Below are 20,115 nucleotides of genomic sequence, written 5' to 3'. Positions count from 1 at the left end.
CTTTTTTTAAAGCAAAAAATATTGAGAAAATGTTAAAAAAATGCAATTAGAAATTGAGACATTTATTTGATGCCTTATCGATAAAAAAAGGAAGTGTATAGTAATTTAGAGTTATTGGATTACAGTTAATTAATGAAAAGACTAACTATATTATTAGTTAAATAAAAGAGATTTTATTGATCATGATCATTTAAAAATTGTACCTATATATATTATAGAAGAGTTTACAGATAAATCTGTAATTTTTGGAAACATAATATTAAAATATCTCAAAAATGAATTAGCGGGGTTAATATTTAAAAAAAATAGATACTTTTGCTGCAGAAAAATAGACCAATGGCAAAGAATTTAGTAATAGTGGAATCACCTGCAAAGGCGAAAACGATCGAGAAATTTCTAGGAAGCGATTTTCAGGTAGAGTCTAGTTATGGTCACATAGCCGATTTACCATCAAAAGAAATAGGAGTAGATGTAGAAAATGGATTTAAACCTAAATACGAAGTTTCAGCAGAGAAAAAAGCCTTAGTAAGTAAATTAAAAACACTATCTAAAAAAGCCGAAATGGTTTGGCTGGCAAGCGATGAGGACCGCGAGGGTGAGGCTATTTCATGGCACTTGGCGGAAGAACTTAAGCTTGATATAAAAAAGACAAAAAGAATTGTTTTTCACGAAATTACAAAATCAGCGATTCTTAAAGCAATAGAGAATCCAAGAGAAATTGATTATAATCTGGTAAATGCACAACAGGCACGTCGTGTTCTGGATCGTTTAGTAGGTTATGAATTGTCTCCTGTTTTATGGAGAAAAATTAAAGGAGGACTTTCTGCAGGACGTGTACAATCAGTATCAGTTCGTTTAATTGTAGAAAGAGAACGTGAGATTCAGAATTTCAATGCAGTTGCGACTTATTCTGTAGTAGCAGAGTTTGTTAACGAAGCAGGAAAAGCGTTTAAGGCTAAATTGCCCAAAAACTTTAATACAAAAAAAGAAGCCGAAGATTTTTTAGCACAAAATATAGGTTCACAATATAAGGTAGCAGATTTAGAAACTAAACCTACCAAAAAATCGCCAACAGCACCATTTACAACATCTACTTTGCAGCAAGAAGCAGCAAGAAAGTTGTATTTGCCAGTAGGAATCACCATGCAGCTTGCGCAGCGTTTGTACGAAGCAGGACTTATTACCTATATGAGAACTGATAGTGTAAACCTTTCTAAAGATGCAATGGATGCTGCAGAAGCAGAAATTATAAAATCATACGGGAAAGAATTTTCGAAGCCACGTACTTTTGCAAACAAAAGCAAAGGAGCGCAGGAAGCCCACGAAGCAATTCGTCCTACAGATATGTCAAGACATACTGTAAATATAGATCGTGATCAGGCTCGTTTATACGATTTGATCTGGAAAAGAACATTAGCATCTCAAATGAGTGATGCACAGCTAGAGCGAACAAACGTAAAAATAGAAGCTAATAATCATAGTGAAGTTTTTACAGCCTCTGGAGAAGTATTGCTTTTTGAAGGTTTCCTTAAAGTGTATCTTGAAGGACACGATGATGACGAAGAAGAACAAGAAGGTATGTTGCCTGCGTTAAAGGTTAGTGAAAAATTAGCTAATAATTACATTACAGCGACAGAAAGATATTCAAGACCGCCGGCGCGTTATACAGAGGCGTCATTGGTAAAGAAATTAGAGGAATTAGGAATTGGACGTCCGTCTACCTATGCACCAACAATTTCAACAATCATCAACAGAAATTATGTTGAAAAAGGAACCTTAGAAGGTCAGGAAAGAAATTATACGCAGCTTACTTTACAAGCGAATAAAGTAGCCGAAAAATTACTTAAAGAAAATACAGGTTCAGACAAAGGAAAATTAGTTCCAACAGATATTGGAACAATTGTAACAGATTTCTTAGTGAAGAATTTTGGTAATATTCTGGATTATAACTTTACAGCAAAAGTAGAACAGGATTTTGACGAAATTGCAGAAGGAAATATTGACTGGGCAAGCATGATGCAGGAGTTTTACGATAAATTCCATCCAAATGTAAAAGAGGTTGAGGCCAATGCAGAACGCGAAAGCGGTGAAAGAATTTTGGGTAAAGATGCTGATGGAAGACAAGTATCTGTTCGTTTAGGAAAATTTGGCCCAATGGCTCAAATTGGAGAAGCAGACGACGAAGATAAAAAATTCGCCAGTTTAATGTCTGATCAGAATATCGGAAATATTACACTTGAAGAAGCACTTAACTTATTTTTGTTACCTAAAAGTTTAGGTGAATATAAAGGAGAAGAAGTAGAAGTAAGTAACGGGCGTTACGGACCTTATGTTCGTCACGGAAGTGTTTTTATTTCATTGCCAAGAGGAGAAGATCCACTTGGAGTTTCAAAAGACAGAGCTCAGGAATTGATTGATGAAAAAGCACTTGCTGATGCACCAATCGCAGTTTACAAAGGCGAGTCAGTTCAAAAAGGTGTGGGACGTTTTGGTCCTTTCATTAAATGGAATGGTCTTTTTGTTAATGTAAGTAAGAAATACAACTTTGATAATTTATCGCAAGCAGACGTTGAAGAGTTAATTGAAGATAAATTACAGAAAAATATAGATAAAGTTCTTCACAATTGGGAAGACGAAGGAATTTTAGTTGAAAAAGCACGTTGGGGACGATCAGTTATTACCAAAGGCAAAATTAAAATTGAATTGAGTAAAGATGTTGATGCTACAAAATTAACATTAGAAGAAGTTCAGGAAATGATTGCCAAGAAAACACCGGCGAAAAAAACACCGGCAAAAAAGGCGACAACAGCGAAGAAAGCAACAGCAACTAAAAAAGCACCGGCTAAAACAGCAGCTGCTAAAAAGAAATAAGACAAAAAAGAATAAAGAATGGAATTTGATTTTCTAGAACCAGTTAACGAAAAAATTTTAAAATTTATTAGTTCGTTATCTTCACAAGAATTGGGTAGCAAAATTGCTTTGCATACTCAGGATCAATTTCCGGATATTAGCAAAATAAATATTGCTATAGTTGGTGTTTTAGAAGATCGTAGAAATAGTGATATCATTAATGAGGTAAATCTAAATGCTGTGCGCAAAAAGCTTTACGGTATGTTTCCGGGTAATTGGGATGCGTCAATTGCTGATTTAGGAGATATTCTGGCAGGCGATTCAGTTGAAGATACTTACTTTGCTCTTAAAAAGGTAACATCTACCTTAATTAAGAATAAAGTGATTCCGATAGTCGTAGGAGGATCACAAGATTTGACCTATGCGCTATATCGTGCTTATGATGATTTGGAGCAAATGGTAAATATGGTTGCCGTAGATAATAAGTTTGATTTTGGAAAAGAAAACGAAACCGTTTCGGCTAATTCATATCTGACTAAAATTATAATCGACGAACCAAATAACCTGTTTAACTATTGTAATATAGGATATCAAACCTATTACAATTCTCAGGAAGAGATAGATTTGATCGAAAAATTGTTTTTTGATGCTTATCGTTTAGGTGAGATTTCAAATAAGATTGCATTGGCAGAGCCGGTTTTCAGAGACGCGGATTTGGTTAGTATAGATTTAAACTCTGTAAAGTCTTCGGATTCAGGTAATAATGTTACATTTGAACCGAATGGTTTTAATGGAAAAGAGATTTGTTCGTTGGCAAGATACGCTGGAATTAGTGATAAAGTTTCTTCTTTTGGAGTTTTTAATCACAATAGCAGTGTGCAGGAATCGGGTATAATTGCTCAAATTGTATGGTATTTTATAGAAGGTTATCATTATCGTTCTAAAGAGTATCCATTTGGCAGCAGAACAAATTATTTAAAGTATATAGTTCCGCTCGAAGAAGAGGAATTAATATTTTATAAAAGTGATAAAACGGATCGTTGGTGGATTGAAATTCCCTACGAATCTAATGGTCATAATAAATTGAAAAGAAATACGTTATTACCATGTTCTTACGAAGAATATTTGAGCGCTTGTAATCAAGAATTACCAGAAAGATGGTGGAAAGCGCAAAGAAAAAACGCTTTGTAGAACGAAAATTTAACGAAATTCTTGAAATAATAAAATTATTAAAAATTTGTTAAAATTAATTAGTAGGATAAGGTTTATATAATATAAAATTTAACGTTTTACATCGGTATTACACGGCAGTTTATCGACAAAATATTTTTTTTTTATTTTATTTAACATTATTTTTGAACGGTGAAATAAATTTCGTGAGTAGTGTTGTTTTTTTAATAAATAATAAATACGTTTACGGACTTATAATAATGAATAGATAATCCCAAATTTATATGAAGAAGTTTATTGCATTTGCAGCAATGTTAACACTAGTAATTGGCTGTGGTAAGTCAGGAGACAAAGGTGAGTTAGTTGGTGTTACAGGAGGGAAATGGCATCCTGAAAAACCTTATGGAATGACATTAGTTCCGGGTGGATCTTTTATTATGGGTAAATCAGATGCTGATTTAGCTAATGTGGAAGATGCTCCAACTAAAACAGTAACAGTTCGTTCTTTTTACATGGATGAGACTGAAATTACGAACAGTGAGTACCGTCAGTTTGTGGAATGGGTAAAAGATTCTACAATGAGAGTTCGTTTAGCGATTTTAGCTGATGAAACTGGACAAAAAGGTACAGGAGATGGTAAAGGGAAAAAAGCTGGTAGTATTGCTGATTTCGCATTTAACGATTCTGAGCCGGATAAAATGACGGCATACGATAAATACATGTATGATAACTACTATAGCGTTGGAACTAAAGATGATCCTTATGCTGGTAGAAAATTGAACAAAAAAGTTAAGTTAATTAGAGATACAAAAGCTTATCCAGACGAATATTACGCTGAAGTAATGGACTCTTTGTATTTGCCAATTGAAGAATCATACAACGGTTTAAGAACAGTAGATGTTAATAAATTGAAATTCCGTTATTCTTGGATGGATATTCAAGCTGCTGCTACTGCAAAAGTTGGAAAAAGAAAAGACTTCGTTAAAACGGAGCAAATAGGTGTATACCCTGATACAACAGTTTGGATTAAAGATTTCTCTTATTCATATAATGAGCCAATGCACAATGATTATTTCTGGCACAAAGCTTACGGAGATTATCCTGTAGTTGGTGTTACATGGAAACAAGCAAAAGCATTTTGTGCTTGGAGAACATTAAACAAAAACAGTTACATCAAATCTAAGAAAAAAGGACGTGATTTAGTTAACGCATTCAGATTGCCAACAGAGGCAGAATGGGAGTATGCTGCAAGAGGTGGTCTGGAATCAGCTACATACCCTTGGGGAGGTCCTTATACTAAAAGTGATAGAGGTTGTTTCTTAGCAAACTTTAAACCAAGTAGAGGAGATTATGCTGCTGATGAAGCTTTGTATACTGTTGAAGCTAAATCTTATGAAGTAAATGGATATGGTTTATACAACATGGCAGGAAACGTTTCAGAGTGGACAGATTCAGCTTACAATCCAAATGCATATGAGTATGTTTCTACAATGAATCCAAACGTTATTGATGGTAAAAACCAAAGAAAAGTTGTTCGTGGTGGATCTTGGAAAGATGTTGCTTACTTCCTACAAGTAGGTACTCGTGACCATGAGTATGCAGATTCAGCAAGAAGTTATATCGGTTTTAGAACCGTACAAGATTATATGGGAACTCAGGTAACCGGAAGTAAGAAAAGCAGCGGAAGCAAACTATAATAAATTCAATAATTAAATTCAATTACCAAATCAAATCTATTTCAAATTAAAACCTAAAAAAAAGTATTATGGCATTACTAAGTAAAAAAACAATGAATTTCGCTTATGGTATGGGAGCGGCAGTAGTAATCGTTGGAGCGTTATTCAAAATTACTCACTTCGAGATTGGACCATTAACTGGTACAGTTATGCTTTCTGTTGGATTATTAACTGAGGCTGCGATTTTTGCCCTTTCAGCTTTCGAACCTGTTGATGATGAATTAGACTGGACTCTTGTTTACCCTGAATTAGCTAACGGACAAGCTAGAAAGAAAGAAGATAAAGTTGAGAGCAACGTTGAAGCTCAAGGTTTATTATCTCAAAAATTAGATGTAATGTTGAAAGAAGCTAAAATTGACGGTGAGTTAATGTCAAGTTTAGGAAACAGCATCAAAAACTTCGAATCAGCTGCTAAAGGAATTGCTCCTACTGTAGATTCTATTGCTTCTACTAAAAAATACGGAGAAGAATTATCTCTTGCTGCTGCTCAAATGGAATCATTAAACAGCTTATATAAAGTTCAATTAGAAAGTGCATCAAGAAATGCTGAAGCTAATAAAGAAATCGCTGATAATGCATCAAAATTAAAAGAACAAATGCAATCAATGACTGCAAACATTGCTTCTTTAAACAATGTTTACGGCGGTATGCTTTCTGCAATGAGTAACAAAGGATAATTAGTTTTTAACTATTATATTAAATTTATTAATAAGAACTAATTAGAAAAAAATGGCAGGAGGAAAATTAACCCCTAGACAGAAGATGATTAACCTGATGTATCTGGTTTTCATCGCGATGTTAGCAATGAATATGTCAAAAGAAGTTTTATCTGCTTTTGGCTTGATGAATGAAAAGTTTGAAAGTGCTAATGCTGCATCAGAGCAAACAAATGCTGCGATGTTAATGTCATTAGATCAAAAAGCTGCTGAAGCAAAAGGAGAATTTGCTATTGCTGCAGTAACTGCTCATAAAGTTGAAGGAGCTTCTAAAGAGCTTTACGCATTCATCGGTGGATTAAAAGGTGACGTATTAAAAGGTTTCGAAGTAGAAAAAGAAACTGGAAAATTACCTTACGAAGCGATGGATAAAGGTGATAATCTTGATACTTGGTTTACAGGTGAGGGATATAGCGCTAAAGGTAAAGAGGTTATCGCTAAAATCGAAAAATATAAAGCTACGATGAAAGCAGCTTTAGGTACTGATAAAAAATACGCTGCTATTTTAGCTGAAGTAGAAAAGAAATTTGATCTTTCTGATGTAAAAAACAAAGAAGGTTTAAAAGACAAATATTTATCTTACCACTTTAAAGGTTTCCCAGCTGTAGCTTCTTTAGCTAAATTATCAGCTTGGCAAAGTGATATCGAAAAAACAGAATCTGATATTTATAGTGCTGCATTAGGAAAAGCTGCTGTTGCTGCTGCTTCTTACAGTAACTATCAAGCAATTGTGGTTTTAGATAAAAACGCTTACTTTCAAGGAGAAAAAGTTACAGGTAAAGTTGTTTTAGGTCGTTATGACGAAAACACTAAACCAACTTCTTTTGAAGGACCTGGGAAAATTGAAAACGGTCAAGCCGTGATCTCATTAACAGCAGGTGGTGTTGGAGAACAAAACATCAACGGACAATTTTCATTCTTAGAAGATGGTAAAAATATTCCACTTAAATTCAAAGGAACTTACGTGGTAGTACCAAGACCAAACTCTGCTACAATTTCTGCAGACAAAATGAATGTTGTTTATAGAGGAGTTGTTAACCCAATCTCTGTATCTTTTGCAGGTGTAGACGCTAACAAAATTGTTGCAAGTGCTCCTGGATTAGTTTCAGCTGGTAAAGCAGGTCAATACAACATGAGCCCGGGTCAGGGTACAGAAACTACAATTTCTGTAACGGGAACATTACCAAATGGTGATAAAGTTACTGACAAAAAAACATTTAGAATTAAAGGTATTCCTGGACCAACAGGTACAATTAGAGGAGAAATGGGTGTTGTAAAAGGACCTAAGTCTAACTTAGAAATTGCTACTATTGGAGCTAAATTACTTGATTTCGATTTCGAAGTTGGTTTAGATGTTGTTGGATTTAATTTAAAAATTACTGGTCAACCAACAGTTGTTGTTGCTGGTAACAGATTAAATGCACAATGTAAATCAGCTCTTTTGAAAGCGGGTAAAGGAGATCAGGTTACTATTTCTGAAATTAAAACAAAACTTGTTGGAGCTGGTAGTTATTTATTACCAAGAACTGCTCCGGTAATTTATGAAATACAATAATTAAGTAGGTAAACCTACGCTCAATATCTTATAATGATATCATGATGAAAGTAAGAAATTTTTTAGTAGCTATTGTCTCTATCGCTGGAGGTTTTGCTTCGAACGCGCAATCAAATTTGCTTAATGCGAAAACACCTGCACAAATTGGACTTAAAACTCCCGCACAACTTATCTCAGATAATGATAAGCCTTTAGCTTATGGATATGTAGATGATAGAGATGTTTTGATGGGGAAAACTACGTGGGAAATTATTGATTTGAACGAAAAAATCAACTTTCCATTGTACTTTCCGGTAGATACTGCTAACATTGGTCCAGACAGACGTTCTTTGTACGATGTTTTAACCAAAGCTATGAAAAAGGGTAAAATAACTGAGGTATATGCTGATAGTTACTTTAACACTAAAAAATCTTTGAAAGACATCGAAGGATCATTATCTCGTATCGATACAACAGATGCAGGTAGAGAATTAATCAACCAATACCCAGATGACTACGTAACACGTGTTGTTAAGAAAAAAGTAGTTACTGGTACAGGTAAAAAGAAAGTGGTAACGTATGTTGATGAAACAGTTCCACCTTCAAGAACAGTTCCTTCTGAGTATATCTTGAAACAAGATTTAACTTCTGCAGATGTAACACAATACAAGATCAAAGGATATTGGTATTTTGACAAACGTCAAAGTGAATTAAAATATCGTTTATTAGGTATTTGTCCTATTACTCCTGACGTGTATACGATGAATAGTGATGAGAAGGATTATATTGAGTTGTTCTGGATTTTCTATCCAAATTCAAGAGATGCGTTGCACGAAGCAAAAGCATTTAATGACAGCAACTCAGCACTTCCAATCTCATTCGATCAGATCTTAAACTCAAGACGTTTTAATGCTGTAGTGTATAAAGAAGAAAACTTGTACGGAGATCGTGAGATCAAAGATTACATGAAAGACAATGCACAAAATCAGTTGTTAGAATCTGAAAGAGTAAAAGAGAAGATTCGTAACTTCGAACAAGATATGTGGAACTACTAAGTATCTAAAATTACATTATAATAAAAACTCTTACTACCTTTGTAGTAAGAGTTTTTTTATTTTACTAATACACAAATATGATTGATTATCTCATTGTCGGATCCGGATTAGCAGGAATTTCATTTGCGGAAGTTGCGCTAAAAAACAATAAAACAATTTTAGTTATTAATGATAAATCTCAGAATTCATCAAGAATAGCCGGAGGACTATACAATCCTGTTATTTTAAAGCGATTCAGCGAAGTTTGGAAAGCACAAGAGCAACTTGTTGTAATGGATGAGTTTTACAATAACATTGAGAATAAATTAAAAACAAAGTTTAATTTCGAACTCCCAATTTTACGAAAGTTTTTTTCAATCGAAGAGCAAAACAATTGGTTTGCAGCTTCAGATAAAATAAATTTAGCTCCTTTTTTATCTACAAAACTGATTACTACAAAATACAATAGTATTGATTCTCCTTACGACTATGGGGAAGTACTACATACAGGATATGTAGATTTAGCTGCGCTATTAAACAGTTACAAAGATTATTTACTGCAAAACGATTTGTTGTTAGAAGAAACTTTTGTTAGCAGTTACATCGAGTTTTTTGATGATTCAGTTCAGTATAAAAATATCAAAGCAAGACATATCATCTTTGCAGAAGGTTTTGGATTGCATAAAAACCCCTTTTTTAATTATCTGCCATTAGATGGTACTAAAGGAGAACTATTTTTGATTAAGGCACCTAATCTCAATCTTGATGTTATTGTTAATACAAGCGTATTCATATTGCCTGTAGGAGGAGATCTTTATAAAGTGGGAGCAACATACAATTGGAATGATAAAACAGATACGCCCACTGAAGAAGCGAAACAAGAACTATTAGAGCGAATAAAAGAAATTATTACATGCGATTTTGAAATAATAGAACATTATGCAGGAGTTCGTCCAACGGTTAAAGACAGAAGACCATTAATAGGAACGCACTACGAGCGCAAATCCCTTCATATCTTAAATGGTCTGGGGACTCGAGGTGTAATGCTTGGACCTGCTATGGCACAAGCATTGTATGATTATATAGAAAATGGAATTCCATTAGACCGTGAGATTGCTATAGAACGATTCCATAAGAAATATTTAAAAAGTATTATTTCTTCCCGGCCTTAGGATCGTATGAAATGAACATATTAATGTAAATGTTTCTGGAAAGACGAAGTACGAAAGGAAAAAGAACAACTAGCGTAATAATTATAGCCAGGAAAGATTGCTCTATTGTTGTTTTGAAAAAAACAAAAGAAACAATAAAAGCGGCAATTCCTACAGCCACATTCAAGCCATAACTTACATACATTGCACCATAAAAAAAGGAAGGTTCGATTTGATATTTTAAACCGCAATGACTGCAATTGTCGTTCATTTTTAGAACTTTAGTCAAATGAAGCATGTTTTTGTCCGAATACATACTTTCATTTTGACATTTTGGACAACTTCCTGTTAAAATGCTATTTATTTTCAATCCTTTTTTTAACATTTGCAAAAAATTAAATTTCCCATTAATTCGGGGGTGTAAATTTACACAATCAATTAGTTATAAAATAACAATACAATGCTTAATATACATAATTTATCGGTTTCTTTTGGAGGTTCTTATTTGTTTGAAGAAGTAACTTTTCGTTTAGGTGCTGGAGATCGGGTTGGACTAGTTGGAAAGAATGGTGCAGGAAAATCTACCATGCTAAAAATTTTGGCAGGTGATTTCAAACCAGATTCAGGTCAGATCGCTACCGAAAAAGAAATACGATTAGGTTTTCTTCGTCAGGATATTGATTTTGAACAAGGGAGAACTGTTTTAGAAGAAGCTTATGAAGCTTTTACTGATATTAAAGTTGTAGAGAAAAAATTAGAGCAAATCAATCATCAATTGGTTACCAGAACTGATTATGAAAGCGAAGAGTACAGTCAGATTATTGAAGATCTTTCTGATTATACACATCGTTTTGAGCTTTTGGGAGGTTACAATTATGTTGGAGATACTGAGAAAATTCTTTTAGGATTAGGATTTAAAAGAGAAGTATTTAACAACCAGACGGAAACATTCTCTGGAGGTTGGAGAATGCGTATAGAACTTGCTAAACTTTTATTGCAGTCTAATGATGTTTTATTGCTGGATGAGCCTACGAATCACTTAGATATCGAAAGTATCATTTGGTTAGAGAGTTTCTTGCGTAATTATCCTGGAGTTGTGGTTATCGTTTCGCACGATAAAATGTTCCTGGATAATGTTACCAATCGTACAATAGAAATTTCATTAGGAAAAGCCTATGATTTTAATAAACCGTATTCTCAATATTTAGAATTGCGTCACGAAATCCGTGAAAAACAACTAGCCACCCAAAAGAATCAGGCAAAGAAAATTGAGGAAACAGAAAAATTAATCGAAAAATTCCGTGCAAAAGCTTCAAAAGCTTCGATGGCGCAATCGTTAATTAAAAAATTAGATAAAGTAGAAAGAATTGAAGTTGATGAAGACGATAATTCAGTAATGAATATCTCTTTTCCAGTTTCAAAAGAACCGGGAAGAGTTGTTGTTGAAGCTGAAAATGTTACTAAAGCTTACGGAGACAAGACGATTCTAAAAGATATTAATTTATTAGTAGAACGTGGAAGTAAAATTGCTTTTGTTGGACAAAATGGTCAGGGAAAGTCAACTTTTATAAAAGCTATTGTAGATGAATTTGAATATCAGGGAAGCATTAAACTAGGGCATAATGTTCAATTAGGATATTTTGCTCAAAATCAGGCAGAATACCTTGATGGAGAAATTACGTTGCTTCAAACCATGGAAGATGCAGCAATGGATACCAACCGTTCAAAAGTTCGTGATATGTTGGGTTCATTTTTATTTCGTGGAGATGATGTCGAGAAAAAAGTAAAGGTACTTTCAGGAGGAGAACGTAACCGTTTGGCACTTTGTAAATTGTTATTACAGCCAATCAATGTTTTATTAATGGATGAGCCTACGAATCACTTAGATATAAAATCTAAAAACGTTTTAAAAGCCGCTCTTCAAAAATTTGGTGGAACATTGTTGTTAGTTTCGCACGATAGAGATTTTCTTCAGGGAATGTCTAATATCGTTTATGAATTCAAAGATCAAAAAATTAAAGAATATTTAGGAGACATCAACTATTTCTTAGAGCAGCGCAATCTTGAAAATATGCGCGAAGTCGAAAAGAAAGATGTTGCAAAATCAGCAGCTCCAAAAGAAAATAATAAAGCATCGTACGAAGATCAGAAAAAAGGTAAGGCACTGCAAAACAGATTGAGTAAAGTTGAGAGTCAAATAAAACAGTTAGAAAAAGATATTCAGCACGATGATAAGTTATTAGCATCTAACTATGATAAACATATCGAAGACGCTTCTTTCTTTACGGCTTACAATAAAAAGAAACAAGATTTAGATCAATTATTACTGGATTGGGAAGTTGTTCAGGAAGAAATTGATAATTTAAGCGTTTAAAAACATTCTTATCGTTTTTAAGCTTTTACTGGAATAAAAAAATGCATTTCTGTGTTCTGAAAAAAGTTTCTTTAGATCTTTTTTCGACATGAAATGCATTTTTTTTACCTATTTAGTAACCTTATTTAATAATGCCAAGCGCTCTTGAATGCATGATGGCCTGACTGCTATCTTTAAAATAGCAAACAGAAATATTTAAATCTTCTAAGTTTTTTAAAATTACCCTTGTTTCTTTTTTTTCTCGTTTTCCAGTTTGTCTAATGTAAACAGCTTTAACCGTCAACGGAAATATTTTACATATTCGTTCGTAAAGCACTGGATCATGTTGTGAATCATCGCCTAGTAAAACATATTTTAGATGAGGATAAAATTCCAGAACATGTTTTATTTTATCAAATTTATGATCATGATTTCCTCTTCCGCTCATAAAAAAATCAGTAACTCCTCTTTTTATATCTTTCAGTAAAATAACCGCCCTTGGTAACTGATGAAGTTTAGTGAATTTGGTAATAAAGCGATATAGATTCCATTCACTGCTCGAAATATAAAAAAAGGCATTTTGTTCTTCTTTATTATTGCGTCCTGCCGAACTTAAAGCTTGATAGTGTGGAACAACGTCTTTAAAAACTTTACGGTCATTTACATTTCGAAACAAAAGAATATAGATTTTTTTGAAAATATTTTTAGTGTGAGAAATTAAAAAAGTATCATCAATATCAGATATAATGCCCAGATTTCCTTTATGAGGTCTAATAAAACTATCCTTTGATGTTATCGTTCCTCCTTTATATTTCAGACTAACTTCATATTCCATCCATCCAAAATCGAATTCTTTTTCAATCGGGATACAAAATTTAAAATAGCCGTCATCCAGCGTTTTCGAATGAATCTCCAGATTTCCACATTTCAGGTAAACATCATAATTTTTAATCGTTTTTATTCTAAATTGATTGATGATTGAAGTGGCATTTTTAAAGTTTTTCTTCTGAAAATCATAATCATAGGTTCTCTTAAAAACATGCCCCATTACAATTAATTCTTGTTCATTAGCATAACCTCGATATAATTGTAGGATTGGTTTCATTAATTGCGTATTTTTATAGAGACTGTAAATTAATTATTTTAATTGGTTTTAAAAATTAAATTTTGAAAAAGAATATCATTTTTGTGGTAAATCCTATTTCTGGAGATCTGGATAAATCAGATTTAATAGAAGCGGTACAAGAATTCGCAACAACAAATCATTTTGACCTTGAAGTTTATGAAACTACAGGTTCCAACGATATTAAACAAATACAAAAACTTTATAATGAAAATATTCCGGATCGAATTATAGTGGCCGGTGGTGATGGTACCATAAAAATGGTGGCCGAAGCGATGGAAGAGCATGATGTTATTATTGGAATTTTGCCAGCAGGTTCTGCAAATGGATTATCTGTAGATTTAAATTTGCCCTCCACAATCGAAGAAAATTTGAAAGTAGCATTTTTAAATCACTTCATTGAGATGGATATGATTTGCATTAATGGCAAGAAAAGCATCCATTTGAGTGATATTGGAATCAATGCTGATCTTGTCAAAAATTACGAAGAAAGCAATTTAAGAGGTTTTTGGGGTTATGCATTGCAGGCCTATACAACTTTAGTAGACTCAGCCGCTCCATTTGTTGCGACCATTTCAACAAATAAAGAAGTAGTCGATCATACAGCCAGAATCATTGTAATCGCAAATTCTCAAAAGTATGGAACCGGCGTAACGATTAATCCGCATGGTTCTATGAACGATGGTAAGTTTGAACTGGTAATTCTAAAAAGCCTTGATTTATTGTTACTCGGTAAAATTATTACCGGAAATATGCCAATTGATTCAGAGGATGTTGTAATTATTTCGACAGATAAAGCCACCATAAAAACAGACTACAAAGTCAATTTTCAGATTGATGGAGAATATTGCGGAGCACAGGACCTATTAGAAATACATATCTTGCACAAACAAATGAAAATTGCGATTCCGTAATCTATTTAAACGGATTACGTTCTTGCCAGTCAGTTTTGGGTTCAAGATAATTGAAGAGTTTAGCAATGTTATGATTGATAAGTGCATTGCTGTGCGTAAGTAAACCGTACATTTTAATAGGTTTCGCACCAACAGAGCTTTTGATCTCCAATGCTGTTCTGGCAAAAACAATTTCAGAAAAACCTTGGTTTACAGAATATGCAATCATATCGTAGAGCATGTTGAGATAAAGCATTCTTTCACGTTGAATTTTTTCATCGTAACCTAAAAAATAGGTATCCATTACATTTCCGTTCTTGATCAGAGTATTGAATCCAATAAGTTTTTCGTCTAAAAAATAACCATAAAAAAGAAAATTTTCTTTCATGATCTCTTTAAAAATGCGGAAATGGTTTTTGGCAAGAAAGAAAGTGTTGAAAGGAGCGTTTTTAGCAACGTGAAAATACAAATCATAAATTACATCTTCATGCGCTGTAATTTCGGCTAACGACATTTTTTGTTTTACAATTCCGTCCGCTTTTTTACGGGCTCTTTTATATTGATCGCGGTATTTTTTTGAAAGAGCATCAATGTAGTCCTGTTCGTTTTTCCAGCTTTCATTGATATCAAAAACCATATTAGGCTGAGTCGAAAAAGTATAATTGTTTTTAAATTCTGCTTTTAGAGGTTCAATTTCAGTAGCTGTAAAATCTTTTATGCTCGTGATGTGAACTTTTCGTCCTCTCTCTTTGAAATCTTTTTTTAGCTGTTTTATAGCTTTGTGAAGTGTTTTATAAACTTTTGCCTGATTAGCATTTGCCGAAAAAGAAAAAGCATTCTGTCCCGTAAGCATGTTGTTGCCTACAAATAGCACATGCGAAGCAAATTTTTTAAAAGCAAAATTTCGCACAGAAGTCTTCAAACATTGATCACGTTCTCCAAACGATTCCAATTTTTCTGCAAATAGAAATTGAGTTAAAGCAATTCCAATTAAGACATCACTTTTAAAAATGCCAATAAAATTGCAAATCATATTAACCGGAGAAGATTTTTCGAGTACTTCGAGATATTCTCTGGTCAAAAAAATGTTATTAGGAGTAAGCGAATTCCATTCTAAAGGTAATGATGATGCGCTATTGTAAATTTGGAAAGAATAAGTTGTACTCAAGAGTGAAAGCTAGTTTTCTTCCAAAATTAGATAATATTTACAACACCTCATGAAGTTTAAGTTATTATTAAGAAAACCCTGTTTGAAATTGTTTTCAAACAGGGTTTAGTTTATTTATAATTAGGCAAATTGGCATATAATACCTCCCATAAGAGTCAATACTAAAATCCAATAACCACCATGAATAAATATAAGTTTCCATGATTTCCTCTCAAACAATGCATTTATACCCAATACAGGTAAAGCAAAAAACAAACCAGCCATAAAACCGTGAAGAGCTCCGTGCTTAAAAGTGCGAAAAGCCATTCCGTAATCTGCCATAAAAGCTTGAAATGATGGTTTTGCACTTTCTATTAATGGTGGTCCGCCCACCATGCCAATTGCGCCGGATTGGTGAATTGTTAATGACATTAGCGGTATTGTTATCATTAGAGAAAAGAGATAAGTAAATCCAAATATTTTTAGCATGTTTCCTTTACTTAGATATTCCTTAGTAAAATTGTTCTCTCTCATCCAGATCGTTCCAAAAACACTTGGATGATACCAAATAAATCCTGCAAAAAGAGTTGTAATAGCTGCAAGAAGTAATGCTGTAAAGTTAATTTCCATATTGTGAGGTTTTTACGGTTAGTTCTTCAAATTTACTAAAAAATAGCCATTATTCTACGATGTAGAAAAAACAGGATAAGGTGTTAATTTTTATATTTATTGCTATACTTTATCGATATTTTCTGTTGTATGTCTGTGATTTTGTATAATTTTAGCCCTGAAAATTAATCGTGCTTATGAATGAACTTTACCCTCGTTAAAAAGTTGATTAAATTTATTTAGTTAATTGTTGAAAACCGTAATTTGTTACGGTTTTTTTCTTTTCTATAGTTTTGGTTTTAAGATTTAATTTACTGGTTACTAATACAGTATGTGGAATTTTTTGTATTGATGATAGTAGAGATTAAGATTTTGAAAAGTTGAACGATTAAATCCGTTTTTATAGATTTTTTTTGCAGTAACTTTGCGGTCGATTAAAAATTAAATAGCACTATTTATAGCAATTTATTTTTTTTTCATAACTTTAATAACGATTTTAAATCATGACTATTAAAGTACCAAAAGAATAATTTAAAACCCTTTTAATAATACAATTATGGTAGTACAGTATCAAGGTGAACAATACGGGAAATCAACCACATTCACAATAAGAATTATAGGTAATAACCTTTCTAAAAGCAGTTCTAATTATCAAATAGATTTATTAGTTGGAGATCAGCAGTTGCCTACCTTTACAACCGCTATTCATCAAAGTTTATCCAATTGTTTAAAAGAGATTTATTTGTTCAGAAAGCATCATGGGATTAATTTTAATGCTTCATCAGAAAAAGTAAACCCAAAATTAGTGCCTTACGATTTAGTATTATTTAATTACAATAAATACGCTTTGTTCATGGCGTAATTGTTTTAAGTTAACATAGATATTATAGAAGACTGTTTATTGTATAATGAACAGTTTTTTTATGCTCAGTATTGATTGATTTTTACAGCAAACAGCTTTTATGGTATAATAAAAAAAGCTCCAGATTTCTCTGAAGCCTCTTAAATTATCCTAAGGATAAGTTCCAAAACATGATTTACTAAAAAGGTTAATTACAAAATGTAGTAAAGAATCACTTTGCAATATTTTTACATTATGGTAAATTCAAATCTTTAAATCCGTTTATTTCAGTAGAAACTTCACCTAGCCATCCACCTTCGGCACGGTTACTATTATAAACTCTGACAAAGTCAATTCCTTTTAATTTTACTGATTCACCTTTTGCATTTACAGCCCAGCTAATATCGATTTGTGCTCTTACATCTCCATTAGCCCAGTTATCAGCATATCCCCATTCATAAGCAGGATTTGCCCAATTGTTTCCAACTCCGGATTTATCATATATATTAGATTTCAGGAAAGTACCTTTATAAGTAAGAGTTTCGCCTTTCCATAAAGGATAAAAAGATTGTCTGTGCCATTGGTTTTTAGCAAGATAACCAGTCGCTCCCTGATTGTCAGTCCAACGAATATAATTTGGCTCATTTAGATTTGTAGGCTCTGTTTCTGGTTTGTAATAGGTTATTTCGTAGTTTTTAATAGTAGTCGCTTTGTTATGTTCAGATCCGGCAATTTCAAACCATTCATCATCTGGTTTTCCATTTTCATTAGAATCATAAGAAACCATAATAATACCCGGTTCTGCCCAATCATTAAATGCATTACCTAATACAATAAAGTCATTGCCTTCTTTATTAATAACAGTATGATCAAATCCAAATACAATATAACCTCCAAATCCACCAAGGCTCACCATTCCATTTGCGGTAAGAGCGGTCTCCGCTTTTAGACGCATCGTTTCATCAGTGTCTGTAATCTTACCATTAGGAAGCTCATTGGTGAATTGCCCAGGCGCCGGCAAGAAATCGAATACCTGAGTAATTTTATTATTGTATGCTTTCTCATTTACAGTAACAGTAAAAGTTTTAGAATCTTCACCAACACCATTTTTTGCGATAAGCTCAATGTTGTAAGTTCCCGCTACACCAAAAATATATAATAAATCTGCAGTAGAAGATACTTCTTCGTTATTTACAAGCCATTTGTAAGTCGCACCAACAGGGTATTTTATTTGAGGTAAAACCTTAAACCATCTCATTTTGTCCAACACAAAACCACCATTTGGACTAGTTAAAGTAATCTCTGGAGTATTTGCCGGAATACTAATCGTGCGACCGTCAGCAAAAGTAAAAGTCATAATACCGTTTGTAATAGAAACAGAAATGATTTCCGCAGCATCCTTTCCTTTCTGTGCAGCTGCAGAGACACCAGTGTCTTCATCGTTAATAAACCAATTCCCATTTTGTCCAATTGCAATTTTTGGAGCTTTTCCTTCTTCTGCAATTGCTTTATTTCCACTATCTATACCATCAATCCACCAATTACCATTTTCTCCAATCTCAATAAACGACGAAGCATTACGAACAGACAGTTTAGATCCGTCACTCATTGTAATAACATAGTTACCATCTTTAGTCTCATAACTTACCACGTAAAGTCTTTTGTTTAAAACATCCAGTAGGTTTTCATATTGAGCCATTCTTTCTTTCAGGTTATTAACATCGTTTTTAAGATCGTTAATATCATCTTTATAACATCCCGACAGTAATAAAATGACTGACAACATAAGTACTATTTTCTTCATTTTTAAAAATTTAAAGGTTATTAGTTATAGTTAGTTTTTAATTCCATACAAATAAGCATACTACATCATAAAGCAGGTTAGAAAACCTACTAAGCACGAGTGCATAGCAAAATAATCTATTTATAAAAAAAATAGTTTTTAAATGAAAAATCTAAATCAAATGTTAGTTTGATAACCGTATTTTTTCCGAAACTCTGGTCCACGAAAGCTCGAATTAATAGGCAGTGGCAGGTCTCCTGACTTATTCCCATTTTGAACCGCCTTCCCACATTTATAAAATGCAGTGGCAAAAGATAAGATCGCATAAAAGCAGATCAGTCAAAATGTTGCATGGAACTTACAGTAACGGGCTTGCTCAGGATTTTCACCTGATTCCCTCTTCGTTAACTACCCTTGAAAAGTTGTAGCTAAACCATTGCGGCTGCAAATGTAACACAAACTACTATGTTAAAACATTGTTTTGCAGGAAAAAGTCCTAAACATAGTCAAAAGTAGATTTATGTAAAAAAAGTATTTCTTTTTCTAATCGTAAATGCAGAATTAGTATGAAATATTAAGTGTTAGAAAAAAAGAAACAATTAAACAAAGGTGTTTTAGATATTAGTTATTATGAAAAACAACTAAATAATAGGGTAGACGTGCCAATTTACATACGTATAGTATTTGATGCTATATCTATAGATTTGTTTTGCGACTATATATAAGGAGTAAATCAAAGAACAATAAAGAAAGCTTTTTTATTATACCTATATATAAGGAGTCAACAACCTGCAAAGTTTTGAAAACCTTGTAGGTTTAACTAAGTGTAGTGTATCAAGTATTATATAAAAAACAATAACCGACGAAGTTTCCAAAAAAAACTATTAAGTCTAACTTATCAAGTAGTATTAGTAATAAGTGAATATGGTATATATAAGTAGCAACAACCTACCAGGTTTCCAAAACCTGTTAGGTTTAATGTATATAATAACGAAGAAGTATAGTTTTGAGGAGCTATTTCCCGCTGTCCGCTACAAACGAAGTTCACTGAACTCCGACTAAAATAAAAGCTAGGTGAAGTAATCTTTAGCTTTTTAAAGGAAAAAGCCAAAGGATTTCCACTCCCATCAGGGCTAGGACAGCAGTGTAGCAAAGAACAACAATAAAAAGAAGAA

15 protein-coding genes and 1 riboswitch are annotated in these 20,115 nt (G+C 33.1%); of the genes, 10 read left to right on the top strand and 5 right to left on the bottom strand.

All coding sequences use genetic code 11. From position 1 onward, the window contains the following. Positions 1–336: 336 nt before the first annotated feature. The 7 genes from topA to B0A66_RS00335 all read left to right on the top strand — a co-directional run bounded on the left by topA (position 337) and on the right by B0A66_RS00335 (position 10,212). Positions 337–2,871, top strand: a complete 2,535-nt coding sequence (gene topA, locus B0A66_RS00365; protein WP_089047867.1) for a type I DNA topoisomerase — start codon at positions 337–339, stop codon at positions 2,869–2,871. Positions 2,872–2,889: 18 nt separating this feature from the next. Beyond that, positions 2,890–4,041, top strand: coding sequence for a formimidoylglutamase (locus B0A66_RS00360; RefSeq protein ID WP_089047866.1), 1,152 nt, complete (start codon positions 2,890–2,892; stop codon positions 4,039–4,041). 263 nt (positions 4,042–4,304) lie between these two features. After that, on the top strand, positions 4,305–5,717 hold the full coding sequence (gene porK, locus B0A66_RS00355; protein WP_089047865.1) for a T9SS ring complex lipoprotein PorK/GldK: 1,413 nt from the start codon (positions 4,305–4,307) through the stop codon (positions 5,715–5,717). 68 nt (positions 5,718–5,785) lie between these two features. Continuing rightward, positions 5,786–6,433, top strand: a complete 648-nt coding sequence (gene porL, locus B0A66_RS00350) for a type IX secretion system motor protein PorL/GldL (protein WP_089047864.1) — start codon at positions 5,786–5,788, stop codon at positions 6,431–6,433. 52 nt (positions 6,434–6,485) lie between these two features. Next, positions 6,486–8,027 carry a type IX secretion system motor protein PorM/GldM gene (gene porM, locus B0A66_RS00345; protein ID WP_089047863.1) on the top strand — a complete coding sequence of 514 codons (1,542 nt, stop codon included), beginning with the start codon at positions 6,486–6,488 and terminating at the stop codon, positions 8,025–8,027. Between the two features lie 44 nt (positions 8,028–8,071). Beyond that, positions 8,072–9,061: a type IX secretion system ring subunit PorN/GldN gene (gene porN / locus B0A66_RS00340; RefSeq protein ID WP_089047862.1), complete on the top strand. Its 990-nt coding sequence runs from the start codon at positions 8,072–8,074 to the stop codon at positions 9,059–9,061. Between the two features lie 77 nt (positions 9,062–9,138). Then, positions 9,139–10,212 carry an NAD(P)/FAD-dependent oxidoreductase gene (locus tag B0A66_RS00335; RefSeq protein WP_089047861.1) on the top strand — a complete coding sequence of 358 codons (1,074 nt, stop codon included), beginning with the start codon at positions 9,139–9,141 and terminating at the stop codon, positions 10,210–10,212. Here the strand turns inward: B0A66_RS00335 and B0A66_RS00330 are convergent. Beyond that, the gene (locus B0A66_RS00330) at positions 10,193–10,576 is read right to left on the bottom strand and encodes a DUF983 domain-containing protein (protein WP_089047860.1); all 384 of its coding nucleotides are present in this window, start codon (positions 10,574–10,576) and stop codon (positions 10,193–10,195) included. The two genes, B0A66_RS00335 and B0A66_RS00330, sit on opposite strands and share 20 nt — an antisense overlap. A gap of 75 nt (positions 10,577–10,651) precedes the next feature. Between B0A66_RS00330 and B0A66_RS00325 the strand changes: the two genes are divergently transcribed. Continuing rightward, positions 10,652–12,565: an ABC-F family ATP-binding cassette domain-containing protein gene (locus tag B0A66_RS00325; RefSeq protein ID WP_089047859.1), complete on the top strand. Its 1,914-nt coding sequence runs from the start codon at positions 10,652–10,654 to the stop codon at positions 12,563–12,565. Between the two features lie 121 nt (positions 12,566–12,686). Here the strand turns inward: B0A66_RS00325 and B0A66_RS00320 are convergent, their stop codons facing one another. Then, entirely contained in the window at positions 12,687–13,649 is a 963-nt protein-coding gene (locus B0A66_RS00320) for an App1 family protein (RefSeq protein WP_089047858.1), read from the bottom strand. Positions 13,650–13,711: 62 nt separating this feature from the next. Between B0A66_RS00320 and B0A66_RS00315 the strand changes: the two genes are divergently transcribed. Further along, positions 13,712–14,581 carry a diacylglycerol/lipid kinase family protein gene (locus B0A66_RS00315; RefSeq protein ID WP_089047857.1) on the top strand — a complete coding sequence of 290 codons (870 nt, stop codon included), beginning with the start codon at positions 13,712–13,714 and terminating at the stop codon, positions 14,579–14,581. Position 14,582: 1 nt separating this feature from the next. On the opposite strand, the gene B0A66_RS00310 is transcribed toward B0A66_RS00315, so the two are convergent. Together B0A66_RS00310 and B0A66_RS00305 are read right to left on the bottom strand one after the other, a co-directional pair. Continuing rightward, the gene (locus tag B0A66_RS00310) at positions 14,583–15,728 is read right to left on the bottom strand and encodes a GNAT family N-acetyltransferase (RefSeq protein WP_089047856.1); all 1,146 of its coding nucleotides are present in this window, start codon (positions 15,726–15,728) and stop codon (positions 14,583–14,585) included. Between the two features lie 120 nt (positions 15,729–15,848). Continuing rightward, the gene (locus tag B0A66_RS00305) at positions 15,849–16,337 is read right to left on the bottom strand and encodes a DUF1761 domain-containing protein (RefSeq protein ID WP_089047855.1); all 489 of its coding nucleotides are present in this window, start codon (positions 16,335–16,337) and stop codon (positions 15,849–15,851) included. A 535-nt stretch (positions 16,338–16,872) separates the two neighbouring features. Between B0A66_RS00305 and B0A66_RS00300 the strand changes: the two genes are divergently transcribed. Further along, positions 16,873–17,178, top strand: a complete 306-nt coding sequence (locus B0A66_RS00300) for a hypothetical protein (RefSeq protein ID WP_089047854.1) — start codon at positions 16,873–16,875, stop codon at positions 17,176–17,178. Positions 17,179–17,410: 232 nt separating this feature from the next. On the opposite strand, the gene B0A66_RS00295 is transcribed toward B0A66_RS00300, so the two are convergent. Next, on the bottom strand, positions 17,411–18,961 hold the full coding sequence (locus B0A66_RS00295; RefSeq protein ID WP_089047853.1) for a PL29 family lyase N-terminal domain-containing protein: 1,551 nt from the start codon (positions 18,959–18,961) through the stop codon (positions 17,411–17,413). 209 nt (positions 18,962–19,170) lie between these two features. Beyond that, positions 19,171–19,393, bottom strand: a riboswitch (cobalamin riboswitch). Between the last annotated feature and the right edge of the window lie 722 nt (positions 19,394–20,115).

Source organism: Flavobacterium hercynium, assembly GCF_002217285.1.
Taxonomy (GTDB): Bacteria; Bacteroidota; Bacteroidia; order Flavobacteriales; family Flavobacteriaceae; genus Flavobacterium; species Flavobacterium hercynium.
Note: the sequence above shows the minus strand (reverse complement) of the source record. Positions and strands in the feature narration are given on the sequence as shown.

Bases quoted from the DNA above. Each gene is read 5' to 3' on its own strand.
- porN (WP_089047862.1), top strand. From the start codon at position 8,072: ATGAAAGTAAGAAATTTTTTAGTAGCTATTGTCTCTATCGCTGGAGGT.
- B0A66_RS00335 (WP_089047861.1), top strand. From the start codon at position 9,139: ATGATTGATTATCTCATTGTCGGATCCGGATTAGCAGGAATTTCATTT.
- porL (WP_089047864.1), top strand. From the start codon at position 5,786: ATGGCATTACTAAGTAAAAAAACAATGAATTTCGCTTATGGTATGGGA.
- B0A66_RS00330 (WP_089047860.1), bottom strand. From the start codon at position 10,576: ATGTTAAAAAAAGGATTGAAAATAAATAGCATTTTAACAGGAAGTTGT.
- B0A66_RS00300 (WP_089047854.1), top strand. From the start codon at position 16,873: ATGGTAGTACAGTATCAAGGTGAACAATACGGGAAATCAACCACATTC.
- topA (WP_089047867.1), top strand. From the start codon at position 337: ATGGCAAAGAATTTAGTAATAGTGGAATCACCTGCAAAGGCGAAAACG.
- B0A66_RS00320 (WP_089047858.1), bottom strand. From the start codon at position 13,649: ATGAAACCAATCCTACAATTATATCGAGGTTATGCTAATGAACAAGAA.
- B0A66_RS00360 (WP_089047866.1), top strand. From the start codon at position 2,890: ATGGAATTTGATTTTCTAGAACCAGTTAACGAAAAAATTTTAAAATTT.
- porK (WP_089047865.1), top strand. From the start codon at position 4,305: ATGAAGAAGTTTATTGCATTTGCAGCAATGTTAACACTAGTAATTGGC.
- B0A66_RS00295 (WP_089047853.1), bottom strand. From the start codon at position 18,961: ATGAAGAAAATAGTACTTATGTTGTCAGTCATTTTATTACTGTCGGGA.
- B0A66_RS00305 (WP_089047855.1), bottom strand. From the start codon at position 16,337: ATGGAAATTAACTTTACAGCATTACTTCTTGCAGCTATTACAACTCTT.
- B0A66_RS00325 (WP_089047859.1), top strand. From the start codon at position 10,652: ATGCTTAATATACATAATTTATCGGTTTCTTTTGGAGGTTCTTATTTG.
- porM (WP_089047863.1), top strand. From the start codon at position 6,486: ATGGCAGGAGGAAAATTAACCCCTAGACAGAAGATGATTAACCTGATG.